The sequence below is a fragment of the Streptomyces sp. NPDC006283 genome (assembly GCF_040613325.1).
Taxonomy (GTDB): Bacteria; Actinomycetota; Actinomycetes; order Streptomycetales; family Streptomycetaceae; genus Streptomyces.
Genome location: NZ_JBEXRZ010000237.1, coordinates 1 through 11,025, shown reverse-complemented (window position 1 = coordinate 11,025; position 11,025 = coordinate 1). Strand labels below are relative to the sequence as shown.

Genomic DNA, 11,025 nt, shown 5'->3' with positions numbered 1-11,025 from the left:
TGGTCGGCGCCGAGCTTCAGGCCGTCCTCCTGCTTGCGCAGGCTCTGGCTGAGCACGGTCACCTCACGCGGCGCAGGGATCAGGCCTTGTGCGCCTCGCGGTGCTGCGCGGCGAGATCCAGGTAGACCGCCGCGTTGAGCTTGATCCCCTCCTGCTCCTCGTGCGTGAGCTCGCGTCGCACCTTCGCCGGCACCCCGGCGACCAGCGAGCCCGGCGGCACGCGCATTCCCTGCGGTACCAGCGCCTGTGCCGCGATCAGCGAGCCGGCGCCGATGTGCGCGCCGTTGAGGACGGTGGCGCCCATGCCCACGAGAACGTCGTCCTCGACGGTGCAGCCGTGCAGGATCGCGTTGTGGCCGACCGAGACGCGTTCTCCGACGGAGACCGGGAAGCCGGGGTCGACATGGACCGTGCAGTTGTCCTGGATGTTGCTCCCCGCGCCGATCACGATCGGTCCGCAGTCGGCGCGCAGCACCGTCTGATACCAGACGCTCGCGCCCGGAGCGAGAGTGACGTCGCCCATCACCACCGACGTCGGGGCGGTGAACGCCTCCGGGTGGACCGTCGGCTCCTTGCCGCCCACGCCCGCAACCAAAGCCCGCTCCGTCATGCCGTCTCCCTGAAACTCGCCGGTCCGTCGCGCCTACCTGCACCGTAAGCGACCGCTTCCCGCGGCACGCAGCAGGGGTCGGGCCCCTGTGCGCCGGTGCGGCCGCGATGCGGCCCGCCTGCACCCCGAGCCCGCTTGGGGTGAACGTCACAGCACGTCAGTCGAATTGGACCGGCGGGGCCGACTACCGTGGGCGGGTGCCGAAGAACAGAAACACGTTCTCATCGCCGGCCGCCTGGGGGCGCCGCTTCCTCGCGCGCGCCGTGCACCGCGGCTGGCGGTGGGTGCAGGACGCGGGCGCCGTGACGGCCGAACACCCAGGCAGGCTGCGTTTCCGGCGTCTGGGAACCGGCACGCGGCTGGCCTTCCCGCAGGGCACCGTCTTCGGCGAGCCGTGGATCGAACTCGGGGCGCACTGCATCATCGCCGAGCAGGTGACCCTCACCGCCGGGATGATGCCCGGCCTCGACCTCGGCCCCGACCCGATTCTGACCCTCGGCGACGGTGTGGTCCTCGGGCGGGGCAGTCATGTCATCGCCGACACGCAGGTGGCCATCGGCTCCGACACGTACTGCGGCCCGTACGTCTACATCACCTCGACCAACCACAGCTACGACGACCCGCACGAACCCGTCGGGAAGCAGTGGCCGCGGATGGAGCCCGTCGAGATCGGCCCCGGCTGCTGGCTCGGTACGGGCGCGGTGATCCTGCCCGGAGCCCGCCTCGGACGCAATGTGGTGGTCGCCGCGGGAGCGGTCGTACGCGGCGAGGTGCCCGACCATTCGGTGGTGGCCGGCGCGCCCGCCCGCGTCGTGCGCCGCTGGGACGAGGCGGAGGGCTGGCAGCCGCCGCTGCGCACGCCCGCGCCGGTGCCGATCCCTCAAGGCGTCACACCGGAGCAACTGGTCGCGCTCGCGGACCTCGAGAGCGAGCTGTCCGAGCCGGCGGACGACCGGATGGACCCGGCGGATCGGGTGAGCTCCGTGGCGGAGCTGGAGGAGCGCTGATCGGAGGGGAATTCAGCCGTTCGCGAGGAGAACCGTGCCCACCAGCATCGGCCCGGCTCCGACGGCCTGGACCGTGCGCGGTCGCTCCTTGAGGATCAGCGGCGCGGCGAACACCGTCACCACGAGTAGAGGTTCGCGGGCACCGACGCCAGTCCCACTACGGGAGTGACCGCGAGGGCAGAGCCGGGCCCCGGCTGCCCCGCGCCGTCGACAGGGTCCTGCCCAGCCCCCACTCATCGTTCCCCTCAGACACTGAAGCGTTCGATGAGCACTCGGCTCCGCGCCGGTGCAGGCGCATGATCGGATCGGATCGCAGCGGTCGGGTACGGCCGGGGTTCCGCCAGGCAGGGTTGACATCGAAAGGAGGCCTCGTGATCTCGGCACTCAACCAGCTTGTCGATCTCGTCGAGGAGCACCTCGCCGAGGAGTTCGACGTCCGGGGACTGGCCAGGCGGCTCGGCACGACCGAGTACCACCTGCGTCGGATGTTCTCGTCGTTGGCCGGCATGCCGCTGTCGGAATACGTGCGCCGGCGCCGGATGACCCTCGCCGCCGCCGATGTCGTCCGGGGTGAGGGCGACTTGCTGAGCATCGCCGTCCGGCACGGGTACGGCTCGACCGAGGCGTTCGGACGCGCGTTCCGTGCGGTCCACGGCGCCGGCCCCAGCGACGTGCGCCGCGACGGAGGCCCCCTTCGCACACAACCACAACTCAGGTTCCGCCTGACCGTCGAAGGGAGCACCCCCATGGACACCCGCCTCGTCGAACGCCCCGCGTTCCGGCTGGTCGGACACGCCGCCCGGGTTCCGCTCATCCACCAGGGCATCAACCCGCACATCCAGCAGCACATCACCGCACTGCCGCAGGAGGAGCATCTCCGGCTCAAGGCGCTCAGCGACACCGATCCGGGCGGCCTGCTGCAGGTCTGCGACGACCTCGACCCCGACAGCACGGAGGGGAGCGAACTGACCTACCTGCACGGGGTCGCCGTCTCCCGGGACACACCGGCCCCCGACGACCTCGACGCCATCGAGGTACCGGCCGGCAAGTGGGCGGTCTTCCGCACCACCGGACCGCATCCGCACGCCCTGCAGACGACCTGGGCCGCGACCGCGACCGAGTGGTTCCCCTCCAACCCCTGGCGCCTCCGGCCGGGTCCCTCCCTCGTCGCGGTCCTCGAGCGCGCGGACGACTTCAGCACCGCGACGTGCGAACTGTGGCTGCCCGTCGAACCGTCGTGACGGACTGCGGTCACGGAATCACCCCGGCCGCCGATAGCGCGTTCGCCTGATGCTCTCTGCTCTCTGAGTACGGCGGCACAGTGGACAAGCCCGCAGCGCCCTCCCCATGGGCGTTGGGGGCTTGAACCATGTGCACGGGCGGAACGCCACCCGGCGTCACTCGCCACCTGCGTAGCTGTACGTGAACAGGGCCGAACAGAGCAGTCGTGCGGGCCCCGCAGTACAGTGCGATGAACGATCCGGTGCATCACGCGGTAGTGCAGTGCACTGAACCATGTCATCCGGAATATTGGACGGAACGTGTCGGACCTCGACCAGCTCACCCAGTCGCTCGCCCGGAACCTCAAGCGCTGGCGCGGCGAGCGGGGTTTCACCCTGGATGCCCTCGCCGCCCGCTCAGGGGTCAGCCGCGGCATGATCATCCAGATCGAACAGGCGCGCACCAACCCGAGCGTGGGCACCACGGTGAAACTGGCCGACGCCCTCGGCGTCAGCATCACCACGCTCCTCGACCACGAGCAGGGCCCGCAGGTCCGCCTGGTACCGCCGGAGCAGGCCGTTCGTATGTGGTCCACCTCCACCGGCAGCTCCACCACACTCCTCGTCGGCAACGAGCGCGGCGGCCCGCTCGAGCTCTGGTCCTGGCGGCTGATGCCCGACGACGAGAGCGCCTCCGACCCGCACCCGGACGGCACGACCGAACTGCTGCACGTCACAGCAGGCGAGCTCACCCTCGTCGTCGGCGGTCAGGCCCATGCCGTGCCCACCGGCACCTCGGCCACCTTCGAGGCGAACGTGCCGCACGCCTACCGCAACGAGGGCAAGGACGTCGTGGAAATGATCATGGCCGTCTCCGTCCCGCCCGTTCGCTGAGACGCCCGACACGTCACGGGGGCACGGCTGTTAGCGTGCGGGCATGCGCGCACCCATCGGCAACTTCGACCACGCCGCCCCTGCCCCCGACCGTCTCGACCTCCTCGTCGCGCCGGTCGCAGCAGCCGTACGCGCATGGCACGGCGACATCCCCGCGGAGCAGCTCGTCTACGTCGACACCGATCCGGACATCGCCGACACCGCCGTGTTCGTCGAGCACTACGGCCGTGAACTGCTCGAGCAGTCCGCGAACTGCGTCATCGTGGCCGGGAAGCGCGGCGGCGAATCGACCCTCGCCGGATGCCTCGTCCTGTCCCACACGCGCCTCGACGTCAACGGCGCCGTGCGCAGGCAACTGGGCTCCCGCAAGGCCTCGTTCGCCTCGATGGACACCGCTACCGGAGCGACCGGCATGGAGTACGGCGGCATCACGCCCATCGGCCTGCCCGCCGACTGGCCGCTGCTGGTGGACTCCGCGGTCGTCGACACCGAGTGGGTCCTCGTCGGCAGCGGACGCCGCCGCGGCAAACTGATCGTGCCGGGCAAGGCCTTCGCCGCCCTGCCCGGCGCGGTGGTCATCGAGGGCCTCGGCATCTGACGCCGGGCCTTTCGGGCTCAGCCCAGCCGGGGGATCTCGATCGCGGGGCACCGGTCCATGACCATGTCCAGCCCCGCAGCCCGGGTGCGCTCGTGCGCCGCCTCGTCGATCACGCCCAGCTGGAACCAGACCGCTTTCGCGCCGATGGCGACCGCCTCGTCCGCGACGGCTCCCGCCAGCGTGGAATTGACGAACGTGTCGACGACGTCGACCTGGAAGGGGATCTCGGACAGCGAGGCGTATCCCTTCTCCCCGTGCACCGTCTCCGCCTTCGGATGCACCGGGACGATGCGCTTGCCGTAGCGCTGCAGCACGGCGGCGACACCGTACGCCGCCCGCGCCTCGTTGTTGGACAGGCCCACCACGGCCCAGGTGTCGCCCGTGGCGGTGAGGATTCTGCGGATCGTCTCTGTGTCTGCGTACATGCCCGGAGAACGGGCGGGCGCCGTGCACCATTCCCCGGTGGCGTGACGCCTTCCGCACGCCGCATAGGGTGGCGGGATGCAGGAGCAGTACCGGACGGTCGCCCGCGAGGGTGTCCACGAGACCGAGATCAACCGATCGCGCTTCATCTGCGCGCTCGCGCCCGCCGCGACCGAGCAGGAGGCACAGGCCTTCGTCGCCCGGATCCGCACGGAGCACCCGACCGCCAGCCACAACTGCTTCGCGTACGTCATCGGCGCCGACGCCGCAGTGCAGAAGGCGAGCGACGACGGCGAGCCGGGCGGCACCGCGGGGGTGCCCATGCTCCAGATGCTGATGCGGCGAGAGGTCCGGTTCGCCGTGGCCGTCGTCACCCGCTACTACGGAGGCGTCAAGCTCGGCGCGGGCGGACTCATCAGGGCTTACGGATCGGTGGTCGGCGAAGCGCTCGACGCACTCGGCACGGTCGTCCGCAAGCGGTACCGGCTGGCCACTGTCACCGTCGACCACCAGCGGGCGGGCAAGCTGGAGAACGATCTGCGGGCCACCGGCCGGCATGTGCGCCAGGTCACCTACGCGGACGCGGTGACCATGGAGATCGGGCTGCCCGAAGCGGACGTCGACGCCTTCCGGGCATGGCTGGCGGACGCCACCGCCGGTACGGCCGGCCTGGAACTCGGGGGCGAGGCGTACGGAGATGAGTGAAGCCGCCCGCATTGTCCGACCCCACCGATACGCTCACGGATCATGAGACTCCTGCACACGTCGGACTGGCACCTGGGGCGGTCGTTCCACCGGGTGAGCATGCTCGACGCCCAAGCCGCGTTCCTGGACCACCTCGTGGCGACGGTGCGTGAGCGCGACGTGGACGCGGTCCTGGTCGCGGGAGACGTGTACGACCGGGCCGTGCCGCCGCTCGCCGCCGTGGCCCTGTTCGACGACGCCCTGCACCGCCTCGCCGACGCCGGTGTGCCGACCGTGATGATCTCCGGCAACCACGACTCGGCCCGCCGGCTCGGCGTCGGCGCCGGTCTCATCCGGCGGGCAGGGGTCCACCTGCGTACCGACCCCGCCGGCTGCGGCACGCCCGTACTGCTCGCCGACGAGCACGGGCCGGTCGCCTGCTACGGCCTGCCGTATCTCGAACCGTCCCTGGTCAGGAACGAGTTCAGGACCGAGAAGACCGCGCACGAGACCGTGCTCGCCGCGGCGATGGAGCGGGTGCGGGACGACCTCGCGGCCCGCGAAGCCGGCACCCGGTCCGTCGTCCTCGCGCACGCCTTCGTCATGGGCGGCGAGGAGAGCGACAGCGAACGGGACATCACCGTCGGCGGCGTCGCGGCCGTCCCCGCCGGGGTCTTCCACGGCGTGGACTACGTCGCGCTCGGGCACCTGCACGGCTGCCAGACCATCACCGAGCGCGTACGGTACTCGGGCTCGCCCCTCGCCTACTCCTTCTCGGAGACCGACCACCGCAAGACGATGTGGCTCGTGGACCTCGACGCGGCCGGCGGCGTGAGCGCCGAGCGGATCGACTGCCCGCAGCCGCGCCCCCTCGCCCGGCTGCGCGGACCGCTCGAGGAACTCCTCGACGACCCCGCCCTGGAGCACCACGAGGAGTCGTTCGTGGAGGCGACCCTCACCGACGCCGTGCGGCCCGCCGACCCGATGGCGCGACTCGCCGAGCGCTTCCCGCACACCCTGCACCTCGTCTTCGAGCCGGAGCGGACGGCGCAGGACGGCATGGCGTCCTACGCACAGAGGCTGCACGGGCGCAGCGACCAGCAGATCGCGGAGGACTTCGTGGCCCATGTGCGGGGCGGCAACGGCCCCGACGACGGCGAGCGCACCGTTCTGCGCGCCGCCTTCGAGGCCGTGCGGGTCGACGCCGGAGTGCGCGAGGTGACCGGGTGAGGCTGCACACGCTGGCCGTCACCGCCTTCGGCCCGTTCGGCGCCACCCAGGAAGTCGACTTCGACGCGCTGGCCAGCTCCGGGATCTTCCTGCTCCACGGCCCGACGGGAGCCGGCAAGACGTCCGTCCTCGACGCCGTGTGCTTCGCGCTGTACGGGGCGGTGCCCGGCGCCCGCCAGAGTCCGGGCGCGTCGCTGCGCAGCGACCACGCCCAGGTCGGCACACCGACCGAGGTCCGCCTCGAACTGACCGTCGGCGGACGGCGGCTGGAGGTCACGCGCCGTCCCGCGCAGCCGCGCCCCAAGGCACGCGGCACCGGCTTCGTCACCGAACGCGCGCAGAGCGTCCTGCGCGAATACGAGGCGGCGAGCGGCGAATGGCAGGCGCTCAGCAAGTCCCACCAGGAGATCGGTGAGGAGATCACCCAGCTGCTCGGGATGAGCCGCGAGCAGTTCTGCCAGGTCGTGCTGCTCCCGCAGGGCGACTTCGCCCGTTTCCTGCGCGCCGACGCGGAAGCGCGGGGCAGACTTCTGGGACGGCTCTTCGACACCCGCCGCTTCGCCGCCGTCGAGGACCGCCTCGCCGAACTCCGGCGCGCCGTGGAGCAACAGGTGAAGGCCGGCGACGAACAGCTCCTCGCCGTGGCCCACCGCATCGAACAGGCCGCGGGCCCGGCGGCCGACGGATGGGCGGCGCCCCAGCAGCAGCCCGGCGACCCCGGCCTCGCGGCGGCCGTCCTGCAGTGGGCGGCCGTGGCCCGCGCCGGCGCCCGGGAAAGGCGCGACATCGCCGAGCGCGGCCTTGCCGCGGCGGAGAGCCGGCAGGCCGCGACCCGACTCGCACTCGACGCGGAGCGCGAACTGGACCGGCTCCAGCGCCGGTACGCGGACGCGCGGGCGCGCTCACAAGCCCTGGAAGCACGCAGGGACGAGCAGGAGGCCCTGCGCACCCGACTGGAACGGGCCCGTAAGGCAGCACTCGTCGAACCGGCGCTGCGCGTGCGCGACCATGCCGATCGTGAACACCGCTCGGCGGCGACGGAGCGCGAGCGGACCCGTGCCGGGCTCCCCGCCGAGCTCACGGACGCCGGAGCGGACCAACTCACCGGTGCGGAGCGGGCACTGCGCCAGGAGATCGGCGGGCTCGACGCCGCCCGGAGGGCCGAGAAGCGCGCCGCGGACATCACACGCGAGCTGGCCGACCTGGACCGGCAGGCCCGGACGGACGACGACATCCTCGCCGAGGCGGCGGGCTGGCTCGCCGAATGGGACGGCCTCCGCCGCGACCACCAGGAACGGATCACGACCGCGCAGGAAGCCGCCACCCGCGCCGAGCACCTCGCGGGCAGGCTCGACCCCGCCCGTGATCGGCTGCGCGCGGCCCGCGAACGCGACGAGCTCGCCACACGTGCGCAGGACGCGGAGCGGCGGCTGCGCACGCTGCACGACCGGGCGAACGAGACCAAGGCCGCCTGGCTCGACCTCAAGGAGCGCCGACTCCAGGGCATCGCCGCGGAGTTGGCGGCGGCGCTGGTGCCGGGCGAGGCCTGCGCGGTCTGCGGGTCCGCGGAGCACCCGGCTCCGGCACGCGCGGACGCCCGGCACGTCGACCGCGCCGCAGAGGACGCCGCCTACCAGGACAACGCCGCGGCGGAGCAGGCGAAGGCGGAGGCAGAGCGGGCCCTGGCCGTTGTCGAGGAGGCCCGCGGCGCGGCGGCATCAAGGGCACGCGGCGCGGACCCCTCGCCCGCCGGAGCGCCGCGCGGCGGCGCCAGGGCCGACCGGGCGGTGGTCGCGGACAGTGCGGAAGGTGTGCCGCACCGCACCGTCCTCGGGGCTGCCGCCCTCCCGGAGACGGGTACCGGTGCCGTCCCCGCCCCGAGGCTCGGAGAGGAGCCCACGGTCGCCGCGCTGCGGTCCGCCGTCGAGGAGTTGGAGCGCGAGTACGCCGAAGCACGCGGCCTCGCGGCCGGTACGCACAGCGCCAGAGAAGCCCTCGCCCGCGCCGAGCGGGAGTACGAGGAGCGGGTCGCGGCCCGCCAGGAGGCGGAGCGGCGCGCTGCGGCCCGCACCTCGCGGCGGGAGGCGCTCGACCAGGAACTGGCGGCACTGCAGAACGAGTCGGCCCGAGCGCGGGGCGGCTCGGACAGCGTCGCGGAGCGCGCGGCCCTGCTGGAGAGCCGGGCCGGCCGGCTGGCGGCCGCGGCGGACGCCGTACGTGCCGTCGACAGCACGTCCCTGCGGCTGAAGGAAGCCGACGACCGGCTCGCCGACGCGGCGTTCCGTGCGGGCTTCGACACGCCGTCGGCGGCGGCCGCGGCTCTCGTCCCCGAGTCGGAACAGCGCGAGATCCAGCACCGTATCGACGCCTGGCAGGCGGAAGCGGCAGCCGTCGCCGACAGGCTCGCCGAGGAAGGCACCCGTGCCGCGGCCGACCGGCCGGCCGCGGACCCCGAGGCGGTCCTCACCGCCCATGACGCCACCGAACGGGCACTGCGCGACGCCACCTCCGCGCTGGCCGCCGCACGCGCCAGGTGCGCCGAAGTCGACCGGCTGTCCCGGCAGGCGGAGCAGGAGACGCTCCGTCTGGGCCCGCTGCGTGAGGAGTACGACCAGGTGGCCGGGCTCGCCGGTCTCACCGCGGGCACCTCCGCCGACAACGAACGCAAGATGCGGCTCGAGTCGTACGTCCTCGCGGCCCGTCTGGAGCAGGTCGCGGTGGCAGCCACCGTACGGCTGCAGCGCATGTCCTCCGGCCGGTACACCCTCGTCCACTCCGACGCCCGCACCGGTGGGAAACGCGCCGGCCTCGGACTCCACGTGGTCGACGCCTGGACCGGCAGGGAACGCGACACGGCGACCCTGTCCGGCGGCGAGACGTTCTTCGCCTCGCTCGCCCTCGCGCTCGGACTCGCCGACGTGGTGACCGACGAGGCAGGAGGCGTGCGGCTCGACACCCTCTTCATCGACGAAGGTTTCGGAAGCCTCGACGACCAGACCCTGGACGAGGTGCTCGACGTCCTCGACTCGCTGCGCGAACGGGACCGCAGCGTCGGGATCGTCAGCCACGTCGGTGATCTGCGCCGCCGTATCCCCGCCCAGCTGGAGGTCGTCAAGGGCCGGTCCGGCTCCGCGGTGAGACTGCGGGCGGGCACGACGCTCAGCGACTGATGGGGCGGCGCGGCAGGGGAGAGGAGTACACGACGCTGGTCGTCACGGACCCGAGAGCGCCGATCCTGCCCGAGACCTCTTCGAGGTGGCTCATCGAGCGGGTCGCGACCTTCAGCACGAAACAGTCGTCGCCCGTGACGTGGTGCGCCTCGAGTATCTCGGGTGTCGCGTCCAGCAGGTCGTGAAAGGGCTTGTAGTTGCCGTTCGGATAGCGCAGCCGTACGAACGCGAGGATCGGCAGCCCGAGCCGTTCCTCGTCGATCACGGCCGAGTAGCCCTTGATGACACCCGCCTCCTCCAGCCGCCGCACACGCTCGGTCACGGCGCTCGCCGACATGGACACGGCCCTGGCCAGCTCGGTGAAGCCGGCCCGCCCCTGTGTCTGGAGCAGTTCGAGAATGCGCCAGTCCGTGGCGTCCGGTGAATATCCGGTCATGCCCGACAGACAACAGGGGAATCCCCGGCCGATCAAGACAAGTGCCGGGGATTCCCACTTCCTGGAAATGATCAGCACTCATAGATTTCTGATCATGACCACGACGCAGAGCAGTGCCACCGTGACCCCCGCCGCCAACGCCGTCCTGCGGGTGCCGCCCGCCTCCCCGGCCGCCGCTGCCGCCTACTTCGGCGCCGCCCTGGCCTTCCACGCCGACGTCTCCGACGTAGCCGCCGCCCTCGCGGCCGGCGGCGACCCCGGCTTCGTCGTCCTGGACTCCCGCTCCACCGAGTCCTGGGATCAGGGCCACATCCCGGGTGCCCTGCACCTGCCCACCGGTCTCATCCCCGAGCAGGCCTCCCAACTTCTCGACCCGTCGGTGCCGGTGGTCACCTACTGCTGGGGCCCGGGCTGCAACGGAGCGACCCGCGCGGCCCTCGCCCTCGCCGAACTGGGCTTCCAGGTCAAGGAGATGCTCGGGGGCTTCGAGTACTGGGCCAGGGAGGGCTTCGAGTACGAGACCTGGGAGGGCCGCACCAGGCGCGCCGCCGACCCGCTCACCGCACCCGTCGGCGCGGGCGACTGCGGCTGCTGAACCACCTACGGGCCGCGCCCGGACCGTCCGCGCTGCGCGTGGTCCCCGGTGGCTCCTGCCCCTACGCCTGGCGGCGTGGGGGACCACCACCGGACCCCGCGCCGGGACCGCCGGGGGCTGCCTTCACGGAGCGGGATTCAGCCCGCCCGAGGGCACTC

The 11,025-nt window shown here is 72.4% G+C and carries 11 protein-coding genes; 8 read left to right on the top strand and 3 right to left on the bottom strand.

The window, feature by feature from the left end:
* Positions 1-79 precede the first annotated feature (79 nt).
* Positions 80-610: a gamma carbonic anhydrase family protein gene (locus ABZ070_RS31530; RefSeq protein WP_356638815.1), complete on the bottom strand. Its 531-nt coding sequence runs from the start codon at positions 608-610 to the stop codon at positions 80-82.
* Between the two features lie 197 nt (positions 611-807).
* On the opposite strand from ABZ070_RS31530, the gene ABZ070_RS31525 reads away from it, so the two are divergent.
* From ABZ070_RS31525 to ABZ070_RS31510, 4 genes are all read left to right on the top strand, one after another.
* On the top strand, positions 808-1,617 hold the full coding sequence (locus ABZ070_RS31525; protein ID WP_356638813.1) for a DapH/DapD/GlmU-related protein: 810 nt from the start codon (positions 808-810) through the stop codon (positions 1,615-1,617).
* A gap of 371 nt (positions 1,618-1,988) precedes the next feature.
* Positions 1,989-2,858 (top strand): AraC family transcriptional regulator, encoded by an 870-nt coding sequence (locus tag ABZ070_RS31520; RefSeq protein WP_356638811.1) that lies wholly within the window; start codon positions 1,989-1,991, stop codon positions 2,856-2,858.
* A gap of 300 nt (positions 2,859-3,158) precedes the next feature.
* Positions 3,159-3,731, top strand: a complete 573-nt coding sequence (locus tag ABZ070_RS31515) for an XRE family transcriptional regulator (RefSeq protein WP_356638809.1) — start codon at positions 3,159-3,161, stop codon at positions 3,729-3,731.
* A gap of 43 nt (positions 3,732-3,774) precedes the next feature.
* Positions 3,775-4,329, top strand: a complete 555-nt coding sequence (locus ABZ070_RS31510) for a YbaK/EbsC family protein (RefSeq protein ID WP_356638807.1) — start codon at positions 3,775-3,777, stop codon at positions 4,327-4,329.
* A gap of 17 nt (positions 4,330-4,346) precedes the next feature.
* On the opposite strand, the gene ABZ070_RS31505 is transcribed toward ABZ070_RS31510, so the two are convergent.
* Entirely contained in the window at positions 4,347-4,754 is a 408-nt protein-coding gene (locus tag ABZ070_RS31505) for a CoA-binding protein (protein ID WP_356638805.1), read from the bottom strand.
* A 76-nt stretch (positions 4,755-4,830) separates the two neighbouring features.
* Here ABZ070_RS31505 and ABZ070_RS31500 point away from each other — a divergent pair, with 76 nt between their 5' ends.
* The 3 genes from ABZ070_RS31500 to ABZ070_RS31490 are packed head-to-tail and all read left to right on the top strand — an operon-like array spanning position 4,831 to position 9,836.
* Positions 4,831-5,457, top strand: a complete 627-nt coding sequence (locus ABZ070_RS31500; protein WP_356638803.1) for a YigZ family protein — start codon at positions 4,831-4,833, stop codon at positions 5,455-5,457.
* 42 nt (positions 5,458-5,499) lie between these two features.
* Positions 5,500-6,666, top strand: a complete 1,167-nt coding sequence (locus ABZ070_RS31495; RefSeq protein ID WP_356638801.1) for an exonuclease SbcCD subunit D — start codon at positions 5,500-5,502, stop codon at positions 6,664-6,666.
* Positions 6,663-9,836: an SMC family ATPase gene (locus ABZ070_RS31490; protein WP_356638799.1), complete on the top strand. Its 3,174-nt coding sequence runs from the start codon at positions 6,663-6,665 to the stop codon at positions 9,834-9,836. Before ABZ070_RS31495 ends, ABZ070_RS31490 begins: the two co-directional genes overlap by 4 nt.
* On the opposite strand, the gene ABZ070_RS31485 is transcribed toward ABZ070_RS31490, so the two are convergent.
* On the bottom strand, positions 9,826-10,272 hold the full coding sequence (locus tag ABZ070_RS31485; RefSeq protein ID WP_356638797.1) for an Lrp/AsnC family transcriptional regulator: 447 nt from the start codon (positions 10,270-10,272) through the stop codon (positions 9,826-9,828). The two genes, ABZ070_RS31490 and ABZ070_RS31485, sit on opposite strands and share 11 nt — an antisense overlap.
* A 94-nt stretch (positions 10,273-10,366) precedes the next feature.
* On the opposite strand from ABZ070_RS31485, the gene ABZ070_RS31480 reads away from it, so the two are divergent.
* The gene (locus ABZ070_RS31480) at positions 10,367-10,867 is read left to right on the top strand and encodes a rhodanese-like domain-containing protein (RefSeq protein WP_356638795.1); all 501 of its coding nucleotides are present in this window, start codon (positions 10,367-10,369) and stop codon (positions 10,865-10,867) included.
* Positions 10,868-11,025 lie beyond the last annotated feature (158 nt).